Genomic DNA, 25,627 nt, shown 5'->3' with positions numbered 1-25,627 from the left:
CATCGGCGGCCGGCACGGAGCAAGGACAGGGCCATGAAGCATCCGTCAAATCGGCAATTCTTCGCGTATTGGGACGAAAAACGCGGCGACTCCCGCGCGCCGGACCGTAGCGACTTCAAACCCGACGCCTTTCGGGAACTGCTCGGCGACATCTTCGTGCTGGCCTGCGACGAGGCCGGCCGCTATCCGTTTCGCGTGGCAGGGACCCGGCTTTCCGCCCTGCTGGGCCGCGATCTGAAGGATCAGAGCTTTCCTGGCCTGTTCGGGCGGGAAAGCCGGCGCGACATTACAGACATCATTACGGCGGTGACCGAGGACATGCTGCCGGCCGTCGCCGGCATCACTGCGACCTCCGACGAAGGGGCCATGCACTTTGAATTGCTGCTGTTGCCCTTCAATCAGCGCGCGCACGCACCGATGAGCCTGACCGGCCTGCTCGCCCCGTTTGAGAGTGGGCATAGCCGCCTACGGAATTTCGAGTTGACGTCGTGGCGCTATCTCCATCCGCCGACCGAACGGCTCGTCCCTCGCGCCTTGCGAAAGTTGAAGCTGGCGCGCGGGCTGATGGTCTATGAAGGCCTGCGTTAGCTGCTAGCTGCCTGCCGGCCCGAGCGCAGCCTTGCGGCCGTTGATTTCGGCTGAATCGACGAACAGATCGGGCACCCGGTCAGCCCGGTCCAGCACCCACGCAATTCCAATCATGACGAGGATGCCGGCAGCACTGACCACGAGTTGCTCCCACACGCCCCTCGTGTACTGCATCAGGACCCAGTGCGCGGCAAAGGACAGGAACACCCCGAAACAGAAAATCGGCAGCGAATGCTGGCCGCACAAGACGACCGGACGAAGCCATCGTTGCCTGAGCACCGACCACCCGTGCGGCACGTAGCGCGACACGATCAACGCAATTGCCAGGAAATGCGTGAAGCGAAACATGTCGAGATTGGTTTTGTCGATGGGATAGATGATCTTGTTGAGCCATGCCGGTATCCAGGAACCCAGGACGGCGAAGTGCCAGCTCATGACAATGAAGAATGCGAACACAAGCCATAACGTTGCCAGGGCGAGCGCCAGGCGCGATTGGACGATCGGCCAGAGGCGGTTGGCGCCGCCAGTGCCGCACCAGGCCGCGAAGACGAACATCAGCTGCCAAGCAAAGGGATTGAAATACCAGGTCGTGTTCGGCGGATAGGAGGCAAGGTTCAAGTCGAAATTGCGTGCGCAAACATAAAGAATGATCGAGCCGAGGAGCGTCAGGTTCGGCCGGCGCACCATCGCCCACAGCATGAAGGGCGCAGTCGCAATCAACGCGATGTAAAGGGGCAGAACGTCGAGATTGACCGGCTTGTAGCGCAGGGTCAGCGCCTGCCCGATCAGCGTGTCCGGGTGCAGCAGGAAATTGTGGACGTTGAATTCGTCCTCATACAGCGGATTGTCAAACTTCCGCACGGTACGGGCGATTTGCGCCGTGAAGACCAGGAAGAGCATGATGTGAGCGACATACATTTCCATCGCCCGCTTCCACAGCCGCTTCAGCGCCGCCAGAAAATGCCCGGCCTTGATGACCGGGCCGTAGATGAAGCCGGCCAGATAGCCGGATATGAAAACGAAGAACTCGGCGGCGTCGCTGAAGCCGTAGTTGCGAAGCGTGAGCCAGGATACGACGTCGTGCGGGATATGATCGAGAAATATCATCCACAGTCCGACGCCCCGGAACAGATCCAGTCTGAGATCCCGCTCGACTGATATTTTGCCTTGCTCGGCCATGGTGCCCCCCATCCGGTTACGCAAGTTAAAGCGAGAAACTTCAGTATTGCTGCAACAACAAGTTCGTTGATTAGCTGTCGGCCGGTCGTGGTCAATCCGAAAGGATTTCCGGTTCGGCCAGACTCACTCTACCAGTTCCGGCCATGGCACGATGGTAGATTTCACCGTCTTCATCGCCATGGCGTCAGCAACGGCCTGTCCGATGCCCTCTTCCGAGAACGGGTAGATCGTCTGCATCTCGAGCCAGGGATACTTGTCCCGGGTGCGGTAGAGCATGTCGACGCCGAGCGGCAAGTCGTTGCCGGTGAATCCCCACGATCCCAGCACGTTGAGGTCCTTGGTGCAGATGCGGTGCCAGGACGTTTCGATGGCGCCGGCGTCGGTGAACTGCCCCATCTCGACATAGGTGCCGCCATCTCGAAGCATCTCGATGCCTTCAGGGCCGGCACTCGGATGGCCGGAGCAATCCATGACGAGATCGGCGCCAAATCCGCCGACGATGTCGCGCACGCTGCTGATGCGCTCAGCCGGCGTCTTCGCCACTTCAATATCGACGGTTGCCTCGGCACCGAACTTGCGCGCAAGCGCCAGACGCGGCTGTTCGGGCGCGCCGACGCAAATCACCCTTCCCGCGCCCATTTCACGCGCGGCAGCGACCGCAAGAATGCCGATCGGACCCGAGCCCTGGATGACGACGGTGTCGCCCCAGTTGAATCCGCCGGCGCGCGTGGCGCGGTTGAAGGCCCTGATGCAGGATGTCAGCGGCTCCGATAGCGCGCCCAATCGCAGCGGCATGTCATCAGGCAGCTTGTAGATCTTTGTGCCCGGCAGCATATCGAGATCGACGTAGACGTATTCGGCCCAACCGCCCCACAGATGCGGCGCTTTCTCGAAGCCGAGATAGCGGCCGTAATAGACTGGCGTCAGGCATTTGTTGGCATTCTGCGGGTAGTGGATACAGTAGTAGCAATGGCCGCAGGGCATCAAGGGCGGGATCATGACTTTCGATCCCGCTTTCAACGGCTTGCTCATGAAATCTTCAGTGAACTCCGAGCCGACCTCGGCCAGTACGCCGCCGATCTCATGGCCAAGGGTAAACGGCCATGGCAGCGGTTTGGGCCAATGACCCTTGAGAATGTGCAGATCGGTGCCGCAGACACCGCAGGCGCCCACCTTGATCAGCGCCGCCTTCTTGCCGATTTTCGGCCATGGCACCGTGCGGATAACCGGCGTGGCGCCCGGACCGTCATATGTGCATACGCGAATCTCTTGCATCGACATTTCCTCCCGGCCCGCTCGCGTCTCTGATGGCGCTTGCTTGGGCGGGATGTCAGCCTATGTGAATCGGGCCATGATTCCAACGTCGCCCGTGCCCTTGAACTGACCGTTGGTCAGGCTGCGGGAATCTGCGCATTTGTCGCGCTGTGGTTGTCGCCCGGTCAATCCGCTAACTGCTCATTAACCTTGCTGGCCGTAGGGTTGGACGACACCAGTAGCTGGTGCTCTGGCGGCGAAGATGGCGTTGGCAAATAAAAAATCGATTCTTCCGTCCGCTGAAGAGCGACGGCGCTTCCAGCGGGTCAGGGTGCATCTGCTGGGCCGCTACATGCTGCCCGACCGGCGCGAATTTCCATGCCAGATCATCAACATGTCGCCAGGCGGGCTCGCGCTGCTTGCGCCCGGCATCGGCAATGTCGGCGACCGCGTGATCGCCTATCTCGATCATATCGGACGCGTTGAGGGGCGGATCACCCGCATCATCGACAACGGCTTTGCGATGACGGTGGGAGCGACCGCGCGCAAGCGCGACAAGCTGGCCGCGCAGCTGACCTGGCTTGCCAACCGTGACATTCTCAATCTGCCGGAAGATCGCCGCCACGATCGCATCGTGCCGCGCAATCCGATCGCGCTGCTCACGCTCGAGGACGGCACACGCATGACCTGCCGCATCATCGACATGTCGCGTTCGGGGGCAGCGATTGCTGCCGAAAGCAGGCCGCCATTGAAATCGCAGGTGATGCTCGGCAAGGTTCCGGCGCGCGTGGTGCGCAATCTCGATGACGGTTTTGCGCTCGAATTCGTCCACGAGCAGATCGCCGAGACGCTCGAGGACAGCGTCACGGCGCGGTGACGGCTATTCCGCAGCAGCTGGTATCACCTTCAAGTCACCGAGATGATCGCTAATTGGCGATCGTCTCGTCCGGCAGATGATGCTCGTGCCAGACCGCGTTGAGAATGCCGCAGCCGCAGGCAAAACCAAGCCCAAGAATCCAGGTGAAATACCACATCGATCTCGCTCCTCAATACAGATTGGCCGAGTTGCCTTGGACCTGCTTGGCCGTTACCACGCCGCGCATGATGCGGAATGCTAGGCTGGTGTAGACGAGCACGACCGGCAGGAAGATCAGCGTCGCCAGCAGCATGACGAAAAGCGTCAGCTGGCTTGAAGTCGAATCCCACACTGTGAGGCTGGCGCCGGGCATGATGTCCGAGGGCATCAGGAACGGAAACATGCTGACGCCCGCTGTCGAAATAATGCCAAAGATGCCGAGCGCGCTGGCAATGAAGGCAAGCCCCGCCCGCCCCGCCTTCGTGAGCAAGACCGCCAGAAGCGGACCGGCAATGCCTAGCGCCGGCGCTATCGGCGTCCACTTGTAGGTCGTGTAGTTGGCAAGCCATTGCCCGGGCGCCGTGACCACTGTCTTCAGCAGCGGATTCGATGGCCCGTCGGCAACGGCTGTCCCGGAAATCGCGTAGCCTTTGACGCCCAACGCAATCCAGACCCCGGCAAGGACGAACAGCCCGGCGGTCACCAAGCCGCCGAAACGGATATAGGCGGCTGCGCGCTCCTTCACCGGTCCATCCGCCTTGTTGGTCAGGTAGACCGCACCGTGCGTGGTGAGCATGAACAGCGAGACCAGACCGCACAGCAGGCCGAATGGATTAAGCAATTCGAACAGCCCGCTGCCCTCGTAAAGAACGCGCAAATCGCCATCGATGCGGAAAGGTACGCCTTGCAGGACATTGCCGAACGCGACGCCGAACACCAGAGACGGCACGAGGCCGCCACAGAACAGCGCGTAATCCCAGAATGCGCGCCAGCGCGCATCCTTGATCTTGTTTCGGAACTCGAAGCCGACCGGCCGCAGGATCAATGCGGCGAGCACCAGGAACATGGCGATATAGAAGCCGGAAAAGGACGCCGCATAGATCGCGGGAAACGCCGCGAAGATCGCGCCGCCGCCGAGAATGAACCAGACCTGGTTGCCATCCCAGACCGGGCCGATGGTGTTGATGGCGATCCGCCGCTCGATGTCGTTCCTTGCGACGAACGGGAGTAGCGCCGCGACGCCGAGATCGAAGCCGTCCATGATCGCGAAGCCGATCAGCAGCACGCCGAGGAACAGCCACCAGACAAAGCGGAGTGTCTCGTAGTCGAATGGAATGGACATGACTGGTCCTCCTTCACGATACGGTAGCGAGCCGGGGGTTGAGGGGTGCCCCGCCGCCGAGTGCCTCGACCGGACCCATTCGCACATATTTGCGCATCAACGTCACATCGATCACCAGCAGCGACGAATAGAACAGGACGAAGCCACAAAGCGTGAACAGCACCTGCGCCGCCGATACCGACGAGGAAGCCAGGAATGTCGGGAGCACGCCGTCGATCGCCCACGGCTGGCGGCCAAATTCGGCGACGAACCAGCCGAGCTCGGCCGATACCCACGGCAGCGGCAGCGTCCAGAGGCATAGCCTCAGCAGCCAACGCTGCGAAAAGTCGCGCCTCGAAGTAAACCAGAAAACCGCCGCGAACAGGGCGATGAAGTAGAAGCCGAGCCCCACCATCGCGCGGAAGGCCCAGAACAGCGGCAGCACACCGGGTATGGTGTCGGAACCCGCTTTGGCGATCGTCGCGTCGTCAGCCTTGCGCGGGTCCGCCACGTAGCGCTTGAGCAGGAGCGCGTAGCCGAGATCCTTGGCGTGCGCCGCCAGGTCGGCGCGCGCGGTGGCGTCGCTGCGATTTGCTTTCAGTCGCTCGAGCGCGTCATAGGCCAGAAGGCCATTCCTGATGCGCGATTGCGCTTGCTTGACCAGGTCATCGATGCCCGGCAGCGGCGTGTCGAGCGAGCGCGTCGCAATCAGGCCCAGCGCCCAGGGAATCTTGAACTCGTAGCGATTCTGCCGGGTCGCAGGATCGGGAATCGCAAACAACGTGAACGACGCCGGCGCAGGTTCGGTCTTCCACATCGCTTCGATGGCGGCGAGCTTCATCTTCTGATTTTCAGTGATGGTGTAGCCGCTTTCATCACCGAGCACGACGACAGACAGCGCCGAGGCAAGCCCGAAGGCCGAGGCAACGATGATCGAGCGGCGCGCCATCGCGACATGCCGACCGGCGAGCAAGTAATATGCGCTGATGGCGAGCATGAACACCGCGCCGGTTACATAGCCGGCGCTGACCGTGTGCACGAACTTGGATTGCGCAGTCGGGTTGAACAACAGCTCGAAGAATGAGGTGAGCTCCATGCGCATCGTGTCAGGATTGAAGTGCGCGCCGACCGGGTTCTGCATCCAGCCATTGGCGATCAGGATCCAGAGCGCCGAAAGGCTCGAGCCGATCGCCACCAGCCAGGTGACAGTCAGGTGTCCGAGCTTGCTCAGGCGATCCCAGCCGAAGAAGAACAGTCCGACAAACGTCGATTCGAGAAAGAAGGCCATCAAGCCTTCGATCGCCAGCGGCGCGCCAAAGATGTCGCCGACGTAGTGCGAATAATACGCCCAGTTGGTACCGAACTGGAATTCCATGGTAATGCCGGTAGCGACACCCATGGCGAAGTTGATACCGAACAGCTTGCCCCAGAAGCGGGTCATGTCACGCCAGATCTCGCGCCCGGTCATGACATAGGCGCTCTCCATGATGGCTAGCAGGAACGAGAGTCCCAGCGTCAGCGGCACGAAGAGAAAGTGATAAAGCGCGGTCGCCGCGAATTGCAGACGCGAGAGCGTTACCGGATCGAGGTGCTCCATGTCAGACCTTCCTTTCCATCACGGCGCCGAGGACGGGCCAAGCCGAAAAGCGACACCGGCTGGATCGGCGATCGCGCTGCGATCTTCGTAATGTTGAAAAATCATCATCGCCGTAACGGCGACGAGCTTGATGACGAGGACGGTAACGACAGCCCGCGCCAGCATCGTCCGGGGCCGAAAGCCGGCGCGCACAAAATCAGCAAGCGACTCTGCTAGCGGCCGCCCAGACTTCAGCCCGTTGTTTTCAGCCTTCGCCATCGAAGACGCCCTTCCGCAAATTTCGCGAGACCGATCTAGCAGTCCGCGGTTCCAACATTCGCATTCCTTCTCAGCAGGCAATTTTGCGAATGTTGGAATCAAAGGACCACTAGGACACCGGACCTCCCCTCGCGCGCCATCCGCTCATTCCGCCGGGATAGTGCCTGACATCCTGCCGCCCGGCGGCCAGTGCGCGCTGCAAGGCCCTCGCGGAGCGACCGCCCGCCTGACAGATCAAAACGACCGGCTTTCCTTGCGCGAGACGCCCCGGATCGAACGTCGACAAAGGATGATTCATGGCACCGGATATGTGGCCGCTCCTGAATTCGTGCGGCTCTCGCACATCCACGAGAATGCAGCTCTTTTTGCTCAAAGCCTGCACCAGCTCATCGTGTTCGATGGCTGGGACGCTCGTAGAGCCCGCCAACCTCTTCAGTAAACCTGATAGCATCCTGTTGGTCCTCGTTACCTGTTAGTCTTGTTGACAATTTTTCCCGGCACCTCACGCGGCGTCCGGAGTGCGATGTAGATCGCCGGAATGACCAGCACCGTGAGCAGCGTGGATGATGCCAGCCCGAACAGGAGAGAAATCGCCAGCCCCTGGAAGATCGGGTCAAGCAGGATGGTTGCGGCACCAATCATCGCCGCGAGCGCGGTAAGAAGGATCGGTTTGAACCGCACGGCGCCGGCTTCAAGCACTACGTCGCGCAATGATTTGCCCTCGCCGCCAGAATGGCGGATAAAATCGACCAGCAGGATCGAGTTGCGCACGATGATGCCCGCCAGCGCGATGAAGCCGATCATCGAGGTTGCGGTGAATGGCGCACCCAGCAGCCAATGCCCGATCAGAATGCCGATCAGGGTGAGAGGAATCGGCGTCAGGATGACGAGCGGCAGGCGGAAGCTTTTGAACTGGGCGACCACCAGCACGTAAATGCCCAGAATCGCTGCACCAAACGCCGCACCCATGTCGCGGAACGTCACCCAGGTGATCTCCCATTCACCGTCCCACAACAGCGTCGGGTGGGCTTCATCCGCCGGCTGTCCATGCATGCTGATCGCAGGCTTGGGCAGCGCGCCCCAATCGTGGGTGTTGATGCGACTGTCCACGTCGAGCATTCCATAAAGCGGCGCCTCGAAGCGGCCGGCGAGTTCCGCCATCACCATGTCGGCAAAACGTCCGTCGCGGCGGAAGATCATCGGCGAACCCTGCTCGACGGATGCCTTTACCACCTGCCCCAATTCGACAACCGTCTTGCTCCCGGGAAGCGTATTGGCAGGCACGGGAGTCGAAGCCAGCGCGTCGTCCCAGACGAGGCCATGCTTGGGCAACCCGATGGATATCTCGATCGGGTTGCGATCTTCGCCGCGATGCGAGTAGCCGATCGAGACGCCGCTGAACAGCATCTGAATCGTATCGTACACGTCGCGCTGCTCGACGCCGAAGAATTCGAGCTTGTCCTGATCGATCGACAGGCGCAGCCGTGGTCGAGGTTCTCCGATCGAATCGTCGATATCCACAATGAAGGGCACGTCCGCGAATATCTTCTTGATCTCGTGCGTCACTGCCCGCCGCGTTGCGGCATCGGGGCCATAGACTTCGGCGAGGAGTGTCGCCAGCACCGGCGGGCCCGGCGGCACCTCAACCACCTTGACGCTGGTACCCTTGGGAACGCCAACAGCCTTGAGCCGCTGCCGCAGGTCCAGTGCGATTTCATGACTTGTCCTCTTGCGGTCGCCCTTCGCAGCGAGATTGACCTGCAATTCCCCGAGTTCCGGGCGCTCCCGAAGGTAATAATGCCGAACCAGGCCGTTGAAATTGAAGGGGGCCGGTGTACCGGCATAGTCCTGCACCGATGTGACTTCGGCCATCTGGCGCGTGATATCGGCGCTTGCAAACAAAACCCGCTCGGTATCTTCCACGCTCGCGCCTTCAGGCAGATCGACCATGACGGCGATCTCAGACTTGTTGTCGAACGGCAGCAATTTGACGGTGACGGATTTGGTTACAAACAAGGTCATCGACAACAGCGTTGCCACGCCCACGAAAAGCAGAAACTTCCAGGCCGAGCGCTTGCTGGAGACAACGGGCGTTGCGAAGCGGCGATACAACGAACCCAGGCGGCCTTCGGTGTGTGCGGCATGGGCCGCCGCAACATCATCCCCTTTGGGAGCCAGCCGCAACATAAGCCAGGGCGCCACCACCATCGCGACGAAGAACGAGAACAGCATCGCAGCGGAGGCGTTGGCCGGGATGGGCGCCATGTAAGGTCCCATCAATCCCGACACGAACAGCATCGGCAGGAGCGCAGCGACCACGGTCAACGTTGCGACGATGGTCGGGTTGCCGACCTCGGCGACAGCCTCGATCGTCGCCTGGAGCCGCGGTCTTCCGTCTCGCATGCCCCAATGGCGTGCGATGTTCTCGACCACGACGATAGCATCATCGACCAGGATACCGATCGAGAAAATCAGCGCGAACAGGCTGACCCGATTGATGGTGTAACCCATCAAATTGGCGGCAAACAGCGTCAACAGGATCGTGGTCGGGATCACGACCAGCGTTACCAGGGCCTCTCGCCAGCCGATCGCAATGGCAATCAGCACCACGATCGAGACGGTGGCAAGCCCGAGATGAAACAGCAGCTCGTTGGCCTTCTCGTTTGCGGTCTCGCCGTAATCGCGGGTGGTCGTCACCTGAATGTCGTCAGGAATGAGACGGGACTTCAATCCTTCCAGGCGCTTGGACAGTTCTTCCGAGACCACGACCGCATTGGCGCCGGCGCGCTTTGCCAGCGCAATGCTGATCGCCGGCACGCGCTTCCAGGCCCCATTGCTGTCGCGGATATCGTTCCAGACGCGATGCTCTGCGGTGTTCGGCGACACCACGACCGACGCGACGTCCTTGACGTAGACCGGTCGCCCGTCCCGGGTGGAAATCAACAACAGGCCGATATCGGGTATTCCCGTCAGCGTCTGGCCGGCGGTGACGTTGCGAACGATGCCCGCGTCGCGCACGCTTCCGGCAAGGAAGGAGCGGTTGGCATCCTTTACCTTGGCAACCAGCTGCTGCAGCGTCACCCCATAAAGCGACAGCTTTTCCGGATTTGGCTCGACCCTGATTTGCTGGGCACTGCCGCCGGAAATGTAAGTCAGCCCGATATTGTCCGCTTTCACCAGCTCGTAGCGCAGCTTTTCGGCGAGTTCGTAGAGAGCCTTGTCGGTCCAGCGATCCGCCGCTTCAGGTTTCGGCGAGAGCGTGAATACCTTGATCGCGACGTCATTGATGCCGCGGCCGACGATGAGCGGCACCGGAATGCCGACCGGGATGCGATCGAGATTGGCCCGAATCTTTTCGTGAACACGAAGGATGGCATCATCAAATCGCGTTCCGACGAGAAAGCGGGCGGTCACCATCACCCGGTCGTCTTCCGTCTGGCTGTAGACGTGCTCGACGCCGTTGATACCCTTGACGATGGCTTCGAGCGGCTTGGTGACGAGCTCGACCCCGTCAGGCGCGCGCAGGCCGTCGGTGTTGACCAGGATGTCAACCATGGGCACGCTGATCTGCGGCTCCTCCTCGCGCGGTATCACGGCGAGCGCAATCAGTCCGACGATCAGCGAGGCGAGCAGGAAAAGCGGCGTCAAAGGCGAGTTGATAGTCGCCTTGGTGAGACGCCCGGAGAGACCCAGATTCACGGCTTCACCAACACGTCGCCGGCACGGATGCCGGACAGGATCTCAAGCCCATCGGGGACACTGGCTGAGGGATAGTCGCGTCCGCGCTGCACAGGCACGCTCATCGTGCCAGCCGAATTGCGGAGCTGCACGTAATCGATGCCAAATCGCGTCGTCACGTAGCTTGACGGAATCACATAGGCTGGCCGTTCGCCGCCAGAGATCCAGACCCTGCGCCGGTCGCCCACGAAATATTCGCCGATCCCCTGGACTGTAGCGTCGGCGATCACCCGCCCTTCTTCAATCTGGGGATACACAAGGTCGATGACGCCCCATCTGGCGCCGCGCTCGCCGGATTCGCCGCCGTCAAGACGAATACGATCGCCTTTCTTCATGAACCGGGCATGCTCCTCCGGTATCCTCAATCGCAATTTGAAATCCTGCTGGGCGACGGTCACGATCGGATCGCCGGGCAGCACGACCGAGCCCACCGCCACCAGGCGCTTGAGGACACGACCATCCTGCGGAGCGAGTACCTGTCCCTCGGTCTGCTGCTGCTGGATGACGCCGCGCTCGGCGGTCTTGGCGCGGAGATTGTTCTGGGCAACATTGAGGGCTGTTCGGGCTTCATCGAGCCGGGTACGCGGAAGCGTTCCGCGCTCCACCAGCCCCTCGATGCGATCAAAATCAGTCTGGGCCTGATCGGCCTGCGCCTGCAACGCTTCGATCTGCGCATCCAGCGACTTCATTTGGAGCACGAGCTTCTCGTCGCCCACGACGGCTATGGCCTGGCCGCGCTTCACCGCGTCGCCTTCTATCACGTGCAGCTGCGCGACCGTCCCACCGATCCGGCTGCGCGCCGGCACCACGCTGATGCTTTCAACTGTGGCAAACACCGCCTTCTCATCCGTGATCGGGTGTTCCGCCACTGTCAGCGTCTGAGCGCCCGCCATGGCTGCAGGAAAAGACAGTGACGCGATCGCCACCAATAACCGGAAACTCTGGTTGATCATGGAACCTATCCATCTACCGCGGCGCAGCGCGTCTTCATTGTTTGTTTCATCAAAGGGTCGGATGCCGCGTTGATCTAGCTCAACGCGAGGGCGCGCGCGCGCCCTTAGGTTTCGTAACGCAATAGGCTTGATAGAGCGTCTTGAGGATGTCGCGCGCCGGCTCGCTCGCGATCGAATAGAAAACGGTCTGCGCATCGCGCCGCGCGGTTACCAGACCATCCTTGCGAAGGAGCGCAAGATGCTGAGAAACTGTGGAGTCCCGCAGGTCGAGGAATTCGGCAAGCTCGCCGACCGAACGCTCGCCGTCGATCAACTGGCATATGATGAGAAGCCGGTGCCGGTTGGCAAGCGCTTTCAGGAGATCGCTCGCTTCGTCCGCCGCGCGCTCCATCACTTCGCTATCTATTTTCATAGTTGCGTATATACGAATTTATGAATATGTAGTCAAGCATCACGCGAGACGGCCGGGGCAAACCGGCGAGGCGGTCAACCCAAAAGGAGGCAGTCGTGGCGGAAGTTGTCGTAATCGGAGCAGGCCTCAGCGGAACGCTGATGGCATATGAGTTGTTGCCCCAGCTCAACAAGGGCGACCGGCTGAGCGTCATTTCGGAGGGAGCGGTCTATCACTTCGTGCCGTCGAATCCGTGGGTCGCGGTCGGCTGGCGCAAACGCAGCGACATCGAGATCGATCTCGCCGACATCATGAAGCGCAAAGGCGTTCGCCTGCTCACCCAGGGAGCCAAGCGCGTTCACCCCGAGGAGAATCGCGTCGAACTCGGCGACGGCTCATCGATCAGCTACGACTACCTCGTGATCGCGACGGGGCCCCAGCTGGCCTTTGACGAGATTGCGGGATTGGGTCCGGAGGGCTACACGCAATCGATCTGTCACGTCGATCATGCCGCGAAGGCACAGGAAGCGTTCGAAAAGCTCGCCGCCAAGCCCGGCCCTGTCGTGATCGGGGCGGTCCAGGGCGCATCCTGCTTCGGGCCGGCTTACGAATTCCTGTTCATTTTGGAGACCGAACTCCGACGCCGCAAGCTGCGCGATCAGGTACCAATGACCTTCGTGACGTCAGAACCGTATATCGGCCATCTCGGGCTCGACGGCGTCGGCGACACCAAGGGCCTGCTCGAAAGCGAGATGCGCGAAAAGCATATCAAGTGGATCACCAATGCGCGGGTCGACCGTATCGAGCCCGGCAAGATGACCGTAGAGGAATTTGCGGAAAACGGCACGGTCCACAAGGCTCACGATCTGCCGTTTGTCTATTCCATGATGCTCCCGGCCTTCCGCGGCGTCGAAGCCGTTCGCGGCATCGAAAAGCTGACTAATCCTCGCGGCTTCGTCATCGTCGACAAGCATCAGCGCAACCCCGCCTTCCCGAACGTGTTTGCAGTCGGCGTATGCGTCGCGATTGCGCCAGTCGGAGCGACCCCGGTTCCGGTCGGCGTACCGAAGACCGGCTTCATGATCGAGTCGATGGTCACGGCGACCGCGATGAACATCGGCGCCCTGCTCCGCGGCAAGACGCCCGACGCCCAGCCGACCTGGAATGCCATCTGTCTCGCCGACTTCGGCGATTCCGGCGTGGCCTTCCTGGCGCAGCCGCAGATTCCGCCGCGCAACGTCAACTGGTCGTCCAAGGGCGAATGGGTGCATTACGCCAAAGTGGCATTCGAAAAATACTTCATTCGCAAGATGCGGCGCGGCGAAACCGAGCCGTTCTACGAACGCTTCATGCTCAACCAGCTGAACATCCCCAAGATCAAGGAGGTCAAGACCGGCACATGAGCGAGACGCGCCATATCGTCTGCGGGAATTGTGGGCGGACCAACCGGCTGCCCGTTGAGCGCGCCTCCAAGGAGGCGCGCTGCGGCGCCTGCCATCAGCCACTCTTCACCGGCCACCCCGTGGAGGTCGACGAAGAAGGTTTTGGACGTCACCTCGCCAACAACGACATTCCCGTGCTCGTGGACGTCTGGGCACCCTGGTGCGGCCCGTGCCGCGCCATGGCCCCGATGTTCGAGCGCGCCGCCCAACAGCTGGAGCCTCAGGTGCGCCTGTTAAAGCTCAACTCGGACAAAGCGCCTTCGCTGTCGTCGCGCCTCAATATCTCGGGAATTCCGACGCTGCTCCTGATGCGCGGCGGCCGCGAGATCGCCCGTCAAGCCGGCGCGATGGATGCGCAAAGCATCGTCGCCTGGACAGAATCCCGCCTTGCCCATTCCTAATGTTGCAGTTTCAAGGAGAATATCATGAATATCGATAAAGCTGTTCTAGCCTTCGCCGGTTTCGTCGTCCTGCTGGGGCTGGCGCTCGGCACCTATGTCAACGCCTATTGGTATCTGCTGACGGCTTTTGCCGGGTTGAACATGATCCAGGCGTCGCTCACCGGCCTTTGCCCGGCAGCGCTCGTGTTCAAGTGGCTCGGGCTGCGCAAAGGAAACGCGTTTTAACGACCCGAGAGAAATCGCCGACTTGCTCGGATCCAGTTCGCTGTGTTCGGAAAGCGTTAGCGGCCGGTAAAGCCGAAACGCGCCGGATTGGCTGTTTTTCCAACTCCAGAGGGTCAACCGGGGCTTTTTTGCGAGCGGGCAAGCCCCGGTGATCCCGGTTAATGCCGGGAACCCTTTTCAGGAATACGGCTGCATTTTCGCGGTCTCGGCAGTTAATTGCTAAAATTTGAATCAATTGCAGTTTTGTAAAATTGGACTCGCATTCTATTCAAATGCCGATCGAACTATCTGAAGTATTGAGCAGTATTCGTCTCAATTGTGCTTCGGCTGCTTAGCCGCACCGCAAATCCTTTGTGCGAAACGTGGTCCCAACAAGAAAACGGGGGGCCACAATGTTCAACCTCAGGGATCGGAAAGGTTTGGCGGTTGCCGCCATCCTGTTGGGACTGACCGTATCGGCGCGAGCCGCAGATGAGCGGCCGCTCTATGCAAGTCTTGGCGACACCGCACGTGCCCCGATCGGCTGGGTCGAATTCTGCACCGAGAATGCGGCCGAGTGCAAAGCCGGCCCGTCTCAGCCGCGTGATATCGTGATGACGCAAGCGGCCTGGCGCGATCTGATCAAGGTCAATCGCTGGGTCAACGAGACCATCAAGCCGATGACCGACATGGATCATTGGGGCGTGGTCGAGAAATGGTCGATCCCGACCGACGGCTATGGTGACTGCGAAGACTACGTGCTGCTGAAACGGAAGATGCTGATCGATGCGGGCTGGCCCCGCGAGGCGCTTCTGATCACGGTTGTGCGCGACAAGATGGGCGAAGGTCATGCGGTCTTGACCGTCAAGTCCGACAAGGGCGAGTTCATTCTCGACAACCAGAACGAAAACGTCGTGGCCTGGACCGAGACCGGCTACCGCTTCGTCAAGCGCCAATCGCAGAGCGACCAGAATGTCTGGGTTTCCCTCGGCGATCCCCGGCCTGCGGCTTTGACAGCCAGCGCCAGGGATCATTGAGAACAAGAATCAAGAGTTACGCGAGCCGGTCACATCCCCACCCCTCCCCGTCCCAGACCGTCTCGCGCGCGGCCAGCCTTCCCCCAAGGGCTGGCCGCACCCTTTTTGGAGACTTTGTGAACTACTTCACACGGATCCGGGTGACACCGTGCCATGGTGGAGTTCGCCGGATGGCGTGAGCCAATTTAATATCCGGGGCAGGCAAGGCCGTGGGCGAACATACTCCGCCGACGGCCTTGTTTTTTTACCTCAGAAAGTTCGTGCCGAAATAACGAAGCGCGCGGACGAACATCCGCGCGCTTTCATTGGGCAGCAGGGGCGCTCCCCTAACTAACTGCAAACCTGGACCGGCCGTAGGCGCCACCCATGCGGCGTATGCACACGCCGCTGCACCACGTAGCAGTTGTTGTCGTAGCCATAGTAATCCGGATAATCGTAATAGGCGTAGTCCGGATAGCCCCAGCCCCAATCGTCGTAATAGCCCGGCCCCCAACCCCAGCCTCCATATCCGGCATAAAAGCCGCGATGGCGAAAGCCGCGGCCATGGCCGTGGCCAAACCCGCCGTGACCAAAATTGCCGCCTGCAAACCGGTTGCCTTGGACCGCGCCAACGCCGCCGCCCGGTGCCACGTGAGCGAAGCTATTCATGCCACCGCGCGTAGCGAGGCCACCCACATGCGCACCGCCGAAACCGCCGCCGCCAAAACCGCCAACATGGCCGCCGAACCCGCCGCCACCAAATCCACCGCCGCCATGCCCGCCACCAAAGCCGCCGCCACCCCCACCGAAACCACCGCCGCCATGTCCCCCACCGCCGCCGCCGTGTCCACCAAAGGCCAAGGCCATATTCGGCGTCAACGCAAGTACCGAAGCCACGGCGCACAGCGCAATCATTGTCTTCCGCAACATCTCATCCTCCTTCAAGTGACAAGTCCTCGTAAGAGAAGACTCGCTGTTCAGCTTTCTGTTCCCTGTTGTACGGCCGAGCGCGATGACATGTCTCACACGATATGCTCACGTCTGCGCGACCGGACGGCAGGATCTTCAAAGATAAAAAGTGTTTTATGAAGCGGATCGGAGGGACGTCGTCGTTGAAGTGCTCCGTTCTCGAGCCGGCCTGGCCGGTTTGTTGTCATCAATCATATCGATCAACACGATCTCGTTGGACCGATAGGAAATGCGCAAACCGACGCACCAAAACATGGCGGCCGTGTCTTGACGGCGCGGCCGAGGCATTCAATTTCTGCCTCTCCTGCCAGCAACAGACGATCTGCTGCTGAAAATCACACTATGCCAGCGCGGGGCGGCATCCGCGCGACATTTGGAGGACCGGAAGCTGAAATGTTAGGGTGGGGACCACTGGCTAAACCCTGTTAAGCGTCGCCCCATCGTTCACGCATCCGGCCTTGCTCATGCGCAAATTGATCGCCTTCGACGACGATACGTTCGACAAGCTGAAGCAATTGACGCGCGACCGGATGGCGACGTTCCAGGAACTGGCGGACGAGGCATTTGCCGATTTGCTCAAGAAGCACGGCATTCCAATCGATCTCAAGGACCCCTGCGCAAGAGCGTTCGCCTGACAGCTGAACCGGAGCGCAAACGCAACCGCCCCAAACCTGGTCGGAAGTCCAAACCATGATGACAGGAACGCCGGCATCCATGGCCGACGAGACTTAGCCGATCCTCTTCAAGCCGTCTTTAAAGCGAGGGCCGTTACCGGCGTAGAATTTTGCCGCACTTCCCATGGCCGCTACCTGAGCCGGTTCGAGCGTCCGGATCACCCGCGCCGGCGCGCCGATGATCAGCGACTGTTCAGGAAATGTCTTGCCTTCGGTAATCACCGCGCCGGCACCGACGATGCTGTCGCGGCCGATCCTGGCACCGTTCATGATGATCGACCCCATGCCGACCAATGCGCCGTCCTCGAGCGTGCAGCCGTGCAGGATGACATTGTGGCCAACAGTGCAGTTCTTGCCGATCGTCAGCGGAAAGCCGCGATCGGTATGGCAGGTCGAATTGTCCTGCACATTCGAACCCTCCCCGATCTCGATCCACTCATTGTCGCCGCGCAACACCGCGCCAAACCAGACGCTTGCGCCCTCGAGCAGACGCACCTTGCCGATCACGGTTGCAGTATCGGCGATGAAATAGTTGCCGGATTTGGGGAGGTCAGGCGCCTGGCCGTCGAGTTCGTAGATCGCCATGAGGGAGAGGTCTCCTTTCCAAGGGATGACTCTCGCACAGCCCTCAAAGCGTTTTCAAGCAAGCTGTGCAGCGGCTCGCGTCAAGAAGGATTCAGGCCAGCAGTCCCGCGGCGTGGAGCGTCATGAGAAAAAAGGACCCGGACATCAGGCTCCAGAATCCCGCCAGCACCGTCGCCATCATCACGAACTCGAAGCGGCGCCGCTCGACCTGCACGCCACGCAGCGTATTGCGCATGATGATGAAGGGGGCGGCAAACACCAAAAACGGCACGGCCGCAAAGGTGCTCGGTGCAATCCCGTCCTGAAGCAAGCCGAAGCCTGCCGGTCGATGCACGATCGCTTGATATCCGCTGGTGAGCGCGCCGGCGAGCGCAAAACCGATGGCCAAGGCAAACACGGAGTTCAACGCATCCGGCGTCATGAGGGTACGTCCACGCAACGACTGAAACCGGCTTTGCTTCGCAAAATTGGCGCGCGACCGCTACAACATACTTAAGGAAGGGTTAATGCATGTTCGGGAACTGCGGCCGGCACATGGCTCACAAGGCATGCCCCAGTTCAAACGATACGGATGTGCGGCGCCGCATGGCATATTCGGCGCTGATTCGTTCGCAGTTCCGATCCAACCTCAGCTTGTTCATGACTTTAATCGCCTCAACCCGGATCATCGCACGCAGCACCGGAAAGGACTGGAGCGCCCACCTGCTCCCGGTCGTGGTGGGCGGCTTTATTGCTGCAGCGGCGCTTACCTCGGTTGCCTATCTGCTCTGGCCGACCTGGGACGCGGAAGCGGGAAGCGGGCCGGCGCGGCTGCCGATCAGCATCGGCTCGACCCTCTTCAACGTGCCGTCTGCTTCGATCCGAATGAAAATCCAGCGCCATACCGGGCCACAGGAACGCATTGACCTGAGCTTCAGCTACCCCTCGCTCCAGCCTCCGGAAGCGCCAAAACGCGTCAGTGCGGCTACTGTCGAGGACACTGTACGACCGATCGACCGGATTTTCCTGTCGATTGCGGCCCATCATGGCTCGCTGGCGCCGGAGGAGCGCGTAGCCACCATCTTGCCACGCTATCTCGAGCCTACCCAGTCGGTTGGCGAGGATGGTCTGACCACGCGCGCATTCCGTGAGGGCTCGCCCTACAGCGGAGAGGATTTGTTCTTCGCGTCCTCACCCGGCATGGTTGCCCGCTGCTCGCGCGAGGCAGCCACGCCCGGCATGTGTCTCAGCGAACGTCGCATTGAGGGAGCTGACCTGACCTTTCGCTTTCCGCGCAGTTGGCTGGCGCAATGGCGGCAGGTGGCGGACGCGATGGACCGCCTGACCCAGCAACTACACGGTTCGAAATAGCCGTGATTAGCCCTGCTCGACCAGATCGTCTTCCAGGATCGCCATCTGGAACTGAAACGAGCGGTCATCGTCCTCGTCATCGACAAAGAGAACGCCGATGAATTCCTCGCCGATATAGACTTCGGCCGAGTCATCCTTCTTGGGCCGCGGAACCACGCGGATCTTTGGATTCCCGAACACACGCTTGAGGTAGGCGTCGAGTTTCCTGACTTCCTGAACGTCCACGGTGCGTCTCCAAATGCGAAAAGCTAAGAAGTTTTAGAGCGATGCGGCGAGAAGCGCCAGCATCATGACAATTTGATTCCGGGCAGGGTTATAGCCGCGCATCCGGCCGACTGCAAAACCATCAATGCGTCCCACCCGCGCGCAATCCTCCGGCGGCGCGCAGGGATGAAACTCACAGCCCGATGGCGTTGATCATCTGGTCCATGGTACGGGAGGGTTCGGCGCATCCGGCCTCACCCACGATCTTGGCCGGCACGCCGGCGACCGTCACATTGTGCGGCACGGGTTTGACGACCACGGAGCCAGCCGCGATTCTCGCGCAGTGACCGACCTCGATGTTGCCGAGGATTTTGGCTCCGGCCCCGATCATCACGCCGCGACGGATTTTGGGGTGGCGATCCTCGTTCTCCTTGCCGGTTCCACCGAGCGTGACCCCATGCAGAATTGAGACGTCGTCCTCGATTACTGCCGTCTCACCGCAAACGAAACCGGTGGCATGGTCGAGGAAGATGCCGCGGCCAATGACCGCCGCCGGGTTTATGTCGGTCTGAAATGCCGAAGACGAGCGGCTTTGCAGATAGAAGGAGAAATCCTTGCGGCCCCTCCTGAACAGCCAGTGCGCCAGACGATGGGTCTGCAAGGCATGAAAACCCTTGAAATAGAGCAAGGGGTCGATAAAGCGCGACGTGGCTGGATCGCGGTCATAAACCGCGACCAGATCGGCTCGGAAGGCGTTGCCGATATCAGGATCGTCGCGCAGCGCCTCGTCATAGGCTTGGCGGATCAGGTCACCCGACAGTGCCGAATGGTCCAGGCGTTCGGCAATCCGGTGCACCACCGCCTGCTCGAGCCGGTCGTGATGCAATACGGTGGCATAGATAAACGTGGCGAGTTCCGGCTCCCGGCGGACGATGTCCTCAGCCTCGGCGCGGACCCGATCCCAAATCGGGTCGAGAGCAGCCAGCCTGCTGCCGCCTTGCGGATTGATCTGATGCTTTGCCATAGGCTCCACCCGCAAATTCCTCTGTAGCCACGATAAACAGACCCATTTTTATCACGAGCCCGACCCGATGTCCTCCGACTTTCACGCGAGGGTGAATGCTGGCATAAGGCGCCGGAATCTCATAGGAATTTGAGCTGCCCGCTCTGTTCGGCGGATTTTGAAGCTCCTATCAATTCGCCGCCAGTTCGTCATAAGAACTTAAAATTCGAAGCCGCACTAGTGCCCACTTTCCGAAGTTCGTGTTACGCCTCAACTTCCGATTTCACGAACTTCGGAAAGTCATGGGCACTAGCTAACTTATTGATGCGAGTACCGCTTCATCGATCTGAAGTCCCTGATCGAATTCGCCGCTTGTGGTGCAGGGACTTCAGATCGGCGGTACTGGCAACAATAAATCGCTTGAGTCCTTCGCGTCCGGAGTTCGCATCGGGGTATGACGATATAGCCTGCGAACTTCGGAATCGGAGCTCTAGTTGGTTGCGAGTTCCCGTAAATCAAGCCGACTATCGGCGGATTTGCGCGCGATAAGGTCTCCTTGCATGGTCGGTCAGATGGCAGATATTAGCGCACCCACCGTGCCCGCACGCGACGCCAAACCGCTTCTGGTCTGGGCGATCGCCATCGCCATACCCCTGATGCTGCTTGCGCCGGCATTCTGGAATGGCTACCCCCTCCTTCAGTCGGACACCGGCGGGTATCTGGCGCGATGGTATGAAGGTTACCTGGTCCCTAGTCGTTCGACCGTCTTCGGCCTCTATCTGCACTACGGTGAACACACCTACTTCTGGGGCAATCTGGCGATCCAGGCGCTCGCGACAATGTGGATCTTGCAGCTGATGCTGCGGGTCTTTGGCCTCGCCGGGCCGTGGCGGCTGTTCGGATCGTGTCTGGCGCTGACCCTGACGACGGCGCTCCCCTGGCTTGCCAGCATGCTGTTGACCGACATCTTTTCCGGCTTGTCGGTCCTGTCGTTGTTCCTTCTGGTCCTGTACAGCAGCAAGATTTCCCGAAGCGAAAAGATCGCACTGTTCGTTTTCACTGCTTTTTCGGCAGCAACCCACAGCGCAACGATGGGCGTTCTCCTGGGATTGTGTTGCGTCGGATGGATCTTGCGCCCCTTCCTATGCGGGCGAATCCCGACCACCCACCTCGTGCAGGGCACACTCACCATCGCCGCCGGCGCCATCATGCTGCTGTTGGGCAATTTCGCCCTGTCCGGACAATTGGCGTGGACGCCCGGCGGCCCTGCGCTGGCGTTTGCCCGCATGCTCCAGGACGGCATCGTCACCCGTTACCTGAACGACCATTGTGCCACCCAACAGTTCAAGCTCTGCCCTTACCGCAACGAGCTGCCGGAAACGGCGGACGATTTCCTGTGGAGCCGGGAAAGCATCTTCAACAAGCTCGGGCGCTTTCCCGGCTTGGGCAATGAGATGGGATACATCGCAGTCCACGCTCTTGCGGACTACCCGCTATGGCAGGCCGAGGCGGCGCTGACGGATGCGGGGGAGCAGTTGCTTAAAGTGGCCACCGGCGAGAATACCGACCATCCGACAATGATGCACACCTACGGCCTCTTCCGGGACTTTCTGCCACAGCAATTGAAAGTAGTTGACGCAGCGCGCCAGCAGAAAAGCCACCTCACCTTTGGTCCCTTCAACCTGATTCACGTTCCGGTCGCGTTGATCTCGACGGTACTGGTCTTTGTCCTGCTGCTCGCTGCGCTCTGGCGAAAGCGGGTCGACGATGTAACGCTTTTGCTCGCGACCGTATGCCTGACGCTGCTGGGTAACGCGTTCATCTGCGGCGTGATATCAGGCCCGCACGATCGCTATGGCTCGCGTCTCGTCTGGATCACGACCTTTGCGCTGATGATCGCGGGGATGAGGTATTGGCAGCGAGACGATATCCCGAACGGACGGTCACGGCCGACGTGACAGAAAGTCCAGCACGCCCTCTTTATAGATCTTGTCTCCGACGGCGCGCATGTGATCGCGACGGGGAATATCGAGCACTTCCGAGCCGGGAATGATCTCGCCGAGCGCATGCGCCGAGCCCGCGATCTCGTCCGCGGTGCCTACCGCAATCAATACCGGGACAGTAATTCCGGCTGCGTCCTCATTCGTCATCAGGCGACGTGAACCACGCAGGCACGCCGCGAGCGCCTTGCGGTCGGAGCGGGTTTGGTCGGCAAAGGCGCGAAATGTCCGCCCGACCGGATCGGTGACCTCATCCAACGAATCCGCCTCGAGCGCCTCAGCGACGTTCTCGCCGGGACCGCCGCCGTCGATCAGGCCGATGCCGATCCCGCCCAGGATTGCCGAGCGCAGGCGATGCGGCGCGCTCCGCGCCAGGATCGCCGTCATCCGCGATCCCAGCGAGTAACCCATGACGTCAGCGCGATCGAGCCTGAGGTGATCCATCAGGGCCGCGATGTCGCTCGCCATGATGGCGATCTCATACTCGGCCGAATCGTAAAGCTTGCTGGAATCGCCGTGACCGCGATTGTCGAAGGCGATTACACGACGGCCGTTTTTCTTCAGGTCGGAGACCCAGGTCGGATATACCCAATTCACATTCTTGCTCGAGGCAAAGCCGTGCACGAGGATGATCGGGTCGCCCTCGCCTTCGTCGAGATAGGCGATTTCAACAGCGCCGTGGTGAAAGCTCGGCATGGCGTGTTCCGTCTTTAGGAGATGAAAACTAGCCGTCTGCGGTGGCGCTGGCCATCTGACCGGCAGCGAGTTGCGTACGCAGCCTGCGGCGCTTGCGATGGTCAATCCACGACTGCGCCAGCCGTTCGGTGGTCGCCTTGATCGACACCAGCAGGGAAAACAGCGTGAACAGCGCGCTGAATACCCATAATAGCAGATCGAAGGCGCCGGTCGTCAGCAAGAGCGCGCCGCGGCCAAGCAGCTTGATGAGCGCCCGCGTCTTGCCGCCGCTTTTTTCCGCCAGCCGCGCCGCGCGCGCGATATCTTCCGGCCCTTCAGCGATCTTGAGCGTATCGAGCGCGCCGCGCGCGCCGGCCTTTTCGCTGATACGGCCAACATCCTTGGCCATCCGCACCAGCGCTCCCGCTTTCTCGGCATTGAATGCGGCGCGAACGGCGCTCACGGTTCGTATCGGTGACGTCGTCGCACTGGAGGCAACGGCCTCTTCCAGCATCGGTGCATTGACAACATCCCGCGCCGAGCGGCCGGCCCATGCGGTGAGCCCCTCCCCCAGCCTCCCGATCTTGCGCGCATCCTTGACCAGCGTCAGCCCGGCGCGCACCGGCGCAGTGCCGCCGACGGTGACATAGGTCGCCGCCGTCACGGCGAGGCCGGCGGCTGCAAGACCGAGCACCAGGCGATCGGTGTCCTGACCCATGATCAGATGCTTGCCCTCGCGGACGACATCCCTGATGTCGCCGAAGACGAAGAGATCGCCGGCAACGGTGCCCGACAGGCTGCCGGCGTCGTCAGCGTTTCCGGTCACAAGGCCGCTGGCAAAACGTCCGGCGAAATGCGCCGCGGAGCTGTCTTCGGCAACGGTCTGATTTACGCGGTTCACTAGATCCTGCGGCAACTCGATGTGCCTCGCCTTGGCGAGATCAACGAAGCTTTCAGCCAAGCCGGTATCATGACTTTCCAGCGCCGCTTCGATCTGACCGACGATAAGATCTTGTTTGTTTCGCAAGGCAGAACTGACCTGGATGTCAGACAATTGCGCAGGGTCGTCCTGCGCCGCCAACATGGCACCCGCTTCGTGTGCATGCGGCCACAGCACGGCAAGCGCGGCACCGCTTACCGCCATTGCTGCCAAAGTCCAACTGATCCGCCGCCGTTTCATCAAAAAACCTGCCCGACCCTGTGCAGCGAGACATAGTGTGCCGCTTTTGCGACACAACCGCCCCGACGAAAGAAGGGCTTCTCCGGGACACCAAGATTGTGTCGAATTTGTACGGTGAAAATTAGCGGCGCCGGGGCTATCGCACGGTTGTGGAAAATGTCAAATCGGCCCCGCTACAGCGGAAGATTTGGCTGTCGCTTCGTCAGATACCGGAGCACTAGGAATCAACAGCATCCGTTGGTATTGCTGCTTTCCAGTGGCGGAACCTCGCGGAGATGCCGTCTGCTGCTCGCTACCTAAGGTGAACCCGATGTCCGATCATGTCGTTCCGCACTTCCACAACGATGCCGGCGTTGCCGTCATTGAGATCGGCTCGCAGGAATTCATGTGCGTCGGAGCCAATCCGCCTTTCGATCATCCGCATGTCTTTCTCGACCTCGGCAACGACAACGAGATTATCTGCCCCTATTGCTCGACGCTCTATCGTTTCGCCGCCGACCTCAAGCCCGGCGAAGCCCGCCCGCCGGAATGCGTGCTGACCGATAAGGTCGCCTGATCCGGCTCGTCGCCATATGGCGGCTTTACGGACGATCATCGTTGCAGGCGCCGGAATCGGGGGACTCACCACGTCGCTGGCGCTGGCGAAGCTGGGCTTTCGAATCATTGTTCTGGAGAAGGCAGAGCATCTGGAGGAAGCCGGCGCCGGTCTGCAACTTTCGCCTAATGCCAGCCGCGTGCTGCTTGATCTCGGCCTTGGCCCGCGGCTTTCCCGCGCGGTGACGCCCGATTCGATATGCCTGATGAGCGCGAGAAATGGCGGCGAGATCTCCCGACTTCCACTTGACAGGATAAACTCTGCCGCTGGTGCCCCCTACTTGGTGATCCATCGCGCCGATCTGCAAACCGCTCTGCGCGAGGAGGTCGAAAGCCGCTCGAACATCGAATTGCGGCTCGGCTGCCAATTCGAGGATGTCAGCCCTCACGCCAAGGGATTGACCGTTGTCCAGCGCAGCGGCACCTCTCGCCAGGAGGAACTCGCGGTCGCGCTGATCGGCGCTGACGGAATCTGGTCCACCGTGCGCAATCATTTGCTGCCGGATGTGCAGCCCCTGTTCTCCGGCCTGATCGCCTGGCGCGGCACGCTCGATACCAAGCAGTTACCTCGCGAATATACCTCGCGACGCGTGCAGCTCTGGATGGGACCCCACGCGCATCTCGTCGCCTATCCGATTTCCGCAGCGCGCCAGATCAACGTGGTGGCGGTCGTCCCCGGACAATGGAATAGGCCGGGCTGGAGCGAACCGGGAGACTTGAACGAGATCAAGAGCGCCTTCGCTGCAGCCGGATGGCATGCCATTCCCCGGATGCTCATTGGCGCCGTGGACGGCTGGCGAAAATGGGCGCTGTTCACCCTTCCCAACCGCGGTCCCTGGACGGGCGACGGCGTGGCGTTGTTGGGAGATGCCGCCCACGCCATGCTGCCATTCGCCGCCCAGGGCGCTGGCATGGCGATCGAGGATGCTGCGGTGCTGGCGAAATGCATCGCCGCGCGTTCCGACGAAAGCCCGGCGGGATTTTCGGCGGCCCTGCAAAGCTATGGGCGGGTGCGCCGGCGACGCGTCAAGATGGTTCAGCGCAGTGCGCGGCAGGCAGGCCGCATCTATCATCTGGCGGGTCCGCTCGCGCTCGCGCGCGACCTTGTCATCAAGGCGATGGGGCCGCAGCGGATGCTCGCGCGACAGAACTGGATCTATGATTGGCGGCCCTGAGACGAAGCCTCGCAAACCCG

General features: G+C 60.9%; 27 protein-coding genes and 1 pseudogene. 11 read left to right on the top strand and 17 right to left on the bottom strand.

What is annotated here, in order from left to right; all coding sequences use genetic code 11:
- The first annotated feature begins 33 nt into the window (after window positions 1-33).
- Complete coding sequence (locus tag NEZ08_RS24160; RefSeq protein ID WP_298112843.1) at window positions 34-588, top strand: PAS domain-containing protein; 555 nt, start codon at window positions 34-36, stop codon at window positions 586-588.
- Between the two features lie 3 nt (window positions 589-591).
- Here NEZ08_RS24160 and NEZ08_RS24155 read toward each other — a convergent pair whose 3' ends face one another.
- Window positions 592-1,767, bottom strand: a complete 1,176-nt coding sequence (locus NEZ08_RS24155) for an OpgC domain-containing protein (RefSeq protein WP_298112780.1) — start codon at window positions 1,765-1,767, stop codon at window positions 592-594.
- Between the two features lie 123 nt (window positions 1,768-1,890).
- Window positions 1,891-3,042, bottom strand: a complete 1,152-nt coding sequence (locus tag NEZ08_RS24150) for a zinc-binding dehydrogenase (protein ID WP_298112778.1) — start codon at window positions 3,040-3,042, stop codon at window positions 1,891-1,893.
- A gap of 241 nt (window positions 3,043-3,283) precedes the next feature.
- On the opposite strand from NEZ08_RS24150, the gene NEZ08_RS24145 reads away from it, so the two are divergent.
- The gene (locus NEZ08_RS24145; protein ID WP_298112775.1) at window positions 3,284-3,898 is read left to right on the top strand and encodes a PilZ domain-containing protein; all 615 of its coding nucleotides are present in this window, start codon (window positions 3,284-3,286) and stop codon (window positions 3,896-3,898) included.
- A gap of 49 nt (window positions 3,899-3,947) precedes the next feature.
- Here the strand turns inward: NEZ08_RS24145 and cydX are convergent, their stop codons facing one another.
- The 8 genes from cydX to NEZ08_RS24105 form a co-directional block, all read right to left on the bottom strand.
- Window positions 3,948-4,055 (bottom strand): cytochrome bd-I oxidase subunit CydX, encoded by a 108-nt coding sequence (gene cydX, locus NEZ08_RS24140; RefSeq protein WP_298112772.1) that lies wholly within the window; start codon window positions 4,053-4,055, stop codon window positions 3,948-3,950.
- A 12-nt stretch (window positions 4,056-4,067) separates the two neighbouring features.
- Complete coding sequence (gene cydB / locus NEZ08_RS24135) at window positions 4,068-5,219, bottom strand: cytochrome d ubiquinol oxidase subunit II (protein ID WP_298112770.1); 1,152 nt, start codon at window positions 5,217-5,219, stop codon at window positions 4,068-4,070.
- 13 nt (window positions 5,220-5,232) lie between these two features.
- Entirely contained in the window at window positions 5,233-6,795 is a 1,563-nt protein-coding gene (locus NEZ08_RS24130; protein ID WP_298112767.1) for a cytochrome ubiquinol oxidase subunit I, read from the bottom strand.
- Window positions 6,796-6,813: 18 nt separating this feature from the next.
- Window positions 6,814-7,053: a hypothetical protein gene (locus NEZ08_RS24125; RefSeq protein WP_298112764.1), complete on the bottom strand. Its 240-nt coding sequence runs from the start codon at window positions 7,051-7,053 to the stop codon at window positions 6,814-6,816.
- A 109-nt stretch (window positions 7,054-7,162) separates the two neighbouring features.
- Window positions 7,163-7,504, bottom strand: a complete 342-nt coding sequence (locus tag NEZ08_RS24120; RefSeq protein WP_298112761.1) for a rhodanese-like domain-containing protein — start codon at window positions 7,502-7,504, stop codon at window positions 7,163-7,165.
- 14 nt (window positions 7,505-7,518) lie between these two features.
- Window positions 7,519-10,752, bottom strand: coding sequence for an efflux RND transporter permease subunit (locus NEZ08_RS24115; RefSeq protein ID WP_298112758.1), 3,234 nt, complete (start codon window positions 10,750-10,752; stop codon window positions 7,519-7,521).
- Window positions 10,749-11,744: an efflux RND transporter periplasmic adaptor subunit gene (locus NEZ08_RS24110; RefSeq protein WP_298112755.1), complete on the bottom strand. Its 996-nt coding sequence runs from the start codon at window positions 11,742-11,744 to the stop codon at window positions 10,749-10,751. The genes NEZ08_RS24115 and NEZ08_RS24110 overlap by 4 nt, the downstream gene beginning before the upstream one ends.
- Before the next feature lie 79 nt (window positions 11,745-11,823).
- Window positions 11,824-12,156 (bottom strand): helix-turn-helix transcriptional regulator, encoded by a 333-nt coding sequence (locus NEZ08_RS24105; RefSeq protein WP_298112752.1) that lies wholly within the window; start codon window positions 12,154-12,156, stop codon window positions 11,824-11,826.
- Window positions 12,157-12,251: 95 nt separating this feature from the next.
- On the opposite strand from NEZ08_RS24105, the gene NEZ08_RS24100 reads away from it, so the two are divergent.
- The 4 genes from NEZ08_RS24100 to NEZ08_RS24085 all read left to right on the top strand — a co-directional run bounded on the left by NEZ08_RS24100 (window position 12,252) and on the right by NEZ08_RS24085 (window position 15,219).
- Window positions 12,252-13,538 carry an FAD/NAD(P)-binding oxidoreductase gene (locus NEZ08_RS24100; protein ID WP_298112749.1) on the top strand — a complete coding sequence of 429 codons (1,287 nt, stop codon included), beginning with the start codon at window positions 12,252-12,254 and terminating at the stop codon, window positions 13,536-13,538.
- Entirely contained in the window at window positions 13,535-13,978 is a 444-nt protein-coding gene (gene trxC / locus NEZ08_RS24095) for a thioredoxin TrxC (RefSeq protein ID WP_298112747.1), read from the top strand. The genes NEZ08_RS24100 and trxC overlap by 4 nt, the downstream gene beginning before the upstream one ends.
- A 24-nt stretch (window positions 13,979-14,002) precedes the next feature.
- Entirely contained in the window at window positions 14,003-14,203 is a 201-nt protein-coding gene (locus NEZ08_RS24090; protein ID WP_298112744.1) for a DUF2892 domain-containing protein, read from the top strand.
- A gap of 392 nt (window positions 14,204-14,595) precedes the next feature.
- Window positions 14,596-15,219 carry a transglutaminase-like cysteine peptidase gene (locus NEZ08_RS24085; protein ID WP_298112741.1) on the top strand — a complete coding sequence of 208 codons (624 nt, stop codon included), beginning with the start codon at window positions 14,596-14,598 and terminating at the stop codon, window positions 15,217-15,219.
- 330 nt (window positions 15,220-15,549) lie between these two features.
- Here NEZ08_RS24085 and NEZ08_RS24080 read toward each other — a convergent pair whose 3' ends face one another.
- Window positions 15,550-16,128 (bottom strand): hypothetical protein, encoded by a 579-nt coding sequence (locus tag NEZ08_RS24080; RefSeq protein WP_298112738.1) that lies wholly within the window; start codon window positions 16,126-16,128, stop codon window positions 15,550-15,552.
- Window positions 16,129-16,631: 503 nt separating this feature from the next.
- Between NEZ08_RS24080 and NEZ08_RS24075 the strand changes: the two are divergent.
- A pseudogene (locus NEZ08_RS24075) lies at window positions 16,632-16,861 on the top strand (hypothetical protein).
- Window positions 16,862-16,895: 34 nt separating this feature from the next.
- Here NEZ08_RS24075 and NEZ08_RS24070 read toward each other — a convergent pair.
- Together NEZ08_RS24070 and NEZ08_RS24065 are read right to left on the bottom strand one after the other, a co-directional pair.
- Window positions 16,896-17,426 carry a gamma carbonic anhydrase family protein gene (locus NEZ08_RS24070; protein WP_298112733.1) on the bottom strand — a complete coding sequence of 177 codons (531 nt, stop codon included), beginning with the start codon at window positions 17,424-17,426 and terminating at the stop codon, window positions 16,896-16,898.
- 91 nt (window positions 17,427-17,517) lie between these two features.
- Window positions 17,518-17,847, bottom strand: coding sequence for a hypothetical protein (locus NEZ08_RS24065; protein ID WP_298112730.1), 330 nt, complete (start codon window positions 17,845-17,847; stop codon window positions 17,518-17,520).
- Between the two features lie 218 nt (window positions 17,848-18,065).
- Here NEZ08_RS24065 and NEZ08_RS24060 point away from each other — a divergent pair, with 218 nt between their 5' ends.
- A complete protein-coding gene (locus NEZ08_RS24060; RefSeq protein WP_298112727.1) occupies window positions 18,066-18,776 on the top strand; it encodes a hypothetical protein in 711 nt (236 codons plus the stop codon).
- A gap of 6 nt (window positions 18,777-18,782) precedes the next feature.
- Here NEZ08_RS24060 and NEZ08_RS24055 read toward each other — a convergent pair whose 3' ends face one another.
- Both NEZ08_RS24055 and cysE read right to left on the bottom strand, forming a co-directional pair.
- Window positions 18,783-19,001: a DUF3126 family protein gene (locus NEZ08_RS24055; protein ID WP_072826479.1), complete on the bottom strand. Its 219-nt coding sequence runs from the start codon at window positions 18,999-19,001 to the stop codon at window positions 18,783-18,785.
- Window positions 19,002-19,173: 172 nt separating this feature from the next.
- Complete coding sequence (gene cysE / locus NEZ08_RS24050; RefSeq protein ID WP_298112718.1) at window positions 19,174-20,004, bottom strand: serine O-acetyltransferase; 831 nt, start codon at window positions 20,002-20,004, stop codon at window positions 19,174-19,176.
- A gap of 635 nt (window positions 20,005-20,639) precedes the next feature.
- Between cysE and NEZ08_RS24045 the strand changes: the two genes are divergently transcribed.
- On the top strand, window positions 20,640-21,941 hold the full coding sequence (locus NEZ08_RS24045; protein ID WP_298112840.1) for a hypothetical protein: 1,302 nt from the start codon (window positions 20,640-20,642) through the stop codon (window positions 21,939-21,941).
- Here the strand turns inward: NEZ08_RS24045 and NEZ08_RS24040 are convergent.
- Together NEZ08_RS24040 and NEZ08_RS24035 are read right to left on the bottom strand one after the other, a co-directional pair.
- Window positions 21,927-22,679 (bottom strand): alpha/beta fold hydrolase, encoded by a 753-nt coding sequence (locus NEZ08_RS24040; protein ID WP_298112715.1) that lies wholly within the window; start codon window positions 22,677-22,679, stop codon window positions 21,927-21,929. The two genes, NEZ08_RS24045 and NEZ08_RS24040, sit on opposite strands and share 15 nt — an antisense overlap.
- A gap of 28 nt (window positions 22,680-22,707) precedes the next feature.
- On the bottom strand, window positions 22,708-23,838 hold the full coding sequence (locus tag NEZ08_RS24035; RefSeq protein ID WP_298112712.1) for a hypothetical protein: 1,131 nt from the start codon (window positions 23,836-23,838) through the stop codon (window positions 22,708-22,710).
- 310 nt (window positions 23,839-24,148) lie between these two features.
- On the opposite strand from NEZ08_RS24035, the gene NEZ08_RS24030 reads away from it, so the two are divergent.
- Window positions 24,149-24,394 carry a zinc-finger domain-containing protein gene (locus NEZ08_RS24030; protein WP_298112709.1) on the top strand — a complete coding sequence of 82 codons (246 nt, stop codon included), beginning with the start codon at window positions 24,149-24,151 and terminating at the stop codon, window positions 24,392-24,394.
- A gap of 16 nt (window positions 24,395-24,410) precedes the next feature.
- A complete protein-coding gene (locus NEZ08_RS24025; protein ID WP_298112706.1) occupies window positions 24,411-25,607 on the top strand; it encodes an FAD-dependent monooxygenase in 1,197 nt (398 codons plus the stop codon).
- Window positions 25,608-25,627: the final 20 nt, after the last annotated feature.

This window comes from Bradyrhizobium sp. (genome assembly GCF_027451485.1).
In the GTDB taxonomy this organism is placed as follows: domain Bacteria; phylum Pseudomonadota; class Alphaproteobacteria; order Rhizobiales; family Xanthobacteraceae; genus Bradyrhizobium.
This window is presented reverse-complemented; position numbering and strand designations above follow the sequence as displayed.

Excerpts from the sequence above, each read along its gene's own strand:
- NEZ08_RS24160 (WP_298112843.1), top strand. The coding sequence starts at position 34 with ATGAAGCATCCGTCAAATCGGCAATTCTTCGCGTATTGGGACGAAAAA.
- NEZ08_RS24155 (WP_298112780.1), bottom strand. The coding sequence starts at position 1,767 with ATGGCCGAGCAAGGCAAAATATCAGTCGAGCGGGATCTCAGACTGGAT.
- NEZ08_RS24150 (WP_298112778.1), bottom strand. The coding sequence starts at position 3,042 with ATGCAAGAGATTCGCGTATGCACATATGACGGTCCGGGCGCCACGCCG.
- NEZ08_RS24145 (WP_298112775.1), top strand. The coding sequence starts at position 3,284 with ATGGCGTTGGCAAATAAAAAATCGATTCTTCCGTCCGCTGAAGAGCGA.
- cydX (WP_298112772.1), bottom strand. The coding sequence starts at position 4,055 with ATGTGGTATTTCACCTGGATTCTTGGGCTTGGTTTTGCCTGCGGCTGC.
- cydB (WP_298112770.1), bottom strand. The coding sequence starts at position 5,219 with ATGTCCATTCCATTCGACTACGAGACACTCCGCTTTGTCTGGTGGCTG.
- NEZ08_RS24130 (WP_298112767.1), bottom strand. The coding sequence starts at position 6,795 with ATGGAGCACCTCGATCCGGTAACGCTCTCGCGTCTGCAATTCGCGGCG.
- NEZ08_RS24125 (WP_298112764.1), bottom strand. The coding sequence starts at position 7,053 with ATGGCGAAGGCTGAAAACAACGGGCTGAAGTCTGGGCGGCCGCTAGCA.
- NEZ08_RS24120 (WP_298112761.1), bottom strand. The coding sequence starts at position 7,504 with ATGCTATCAGGTTTACTGAAGAGGTTGGCGGGCTCTACGAGCGTCCCA.
- NEZ08_RS24110 (WP_298112755.1), bottom strand. The coding sequence starts at position 11,744 with ATGATCAACCAGAGTTTCCGGTTATTGGTGGCGATCGCGTCACTGTCT.
- NEZ08_RS24105 (WP_298112752.1), bottom strand. The coding sequence starts at position 12,156 with ATGAAAATAGATAGCGAAGTGATGGAGCGCGCGGCGGACGAAGCGAGC.
- trxC (WP_298112747.1), top strand. The coding sequence starts at position 13,535 with ATGAGCGAGACGCGCCATATCGTCTGCGGGAATTGTGGGCGGACCAAC.
- NEZ08_RS24090 (WP_298112744.1), top strand. The coding sequence starts at position 14,003 with ATGAATATCGATAAAGCTGTTCTAGCCTTCGCCGGTTTCGTCGTCCTG.
- NEZ08_RS24085 (WP_298112741.1), top strand. The coding sequence starts at position 14,596 with ATGTTCAACCTCAGGGATCGGAAAGGTTTGGCGGTTGCCGCCATCCTG.
- NEZ08_RS24080 (WP_298112738.1), bottom strand. The coding sequence starts at position 16,128 with ATGTTGCGGAAGACAATGATTGCGCTGTGCGCCGTGGCTTCGGTACTT.
- NEZ08_RS24070 (WP_298112733.1), bottom strand. The coding sequence starts at position 17,426 with ATGGCGATCTACGAACTCGACGGCCAGGCGCCTGACCTCCCCAAATCC.
- NEZ08_RS24065 (WP_298112730.1), bottom strand. The coding sequence starts at position 17,847 with ATGACGCCGGATGCGTTGAACTCCGTGTTTGCCTTGGCCATCGGTTTT.
- NEZ08_RS24060 (WP_298112727.1), top strand. The coding sequence starts at position 18,066 with ATGACTTTAATCGCCTCAACCCGGATCATCGCACGCAGCACCGGAAAG.
- cysE (WP_298112718.1), bottom strand. The coding sequence starts at position 20,004 with ATGGCAAAGCATCAGATCAATCCGCAAGGCGGCAGCAGGCTGGCTGCT.
- NEZ08_RS24045 (WP_298112840.1), top strand. The coding sequence starts at position 20,640 with ATGCTGCTTGCGCCGGCATTCTGGAATGGCTACCCCCTCCTTCAGTCG.
- NEZ08_RS24040 (WP_298112715.1), bottom strand. The coding sequence starts at position 22,679 with ATGCCGAGCTTTCACCACGGCGCTGTTGAAATCGCCTATCTCGACGAA.
- NEZ08_RS24035 (WP_298112712.1), bottom strand. The coding sequence starts at position 23,838 with ATGAAACGGCGGCGGATCAGTTGGACTTTGGCAGCAATGGCGGTAAGC.
- NEZ08_RS24030 (WP_298112709.1), top strand. The coding sequence starts at position 24,149 with ATGTCCGATCATGTCGTTCCGCACTTCCACAACGATGCCGGCGTTGCC.
- NEZ08_RS24025 (WP_298112706.1), top strand. The coding sequence starts at position 24,411 with ATGGCGGCTTTACGGACGATCATCGTTGCAGGCGCCGGAATCGGGGGA.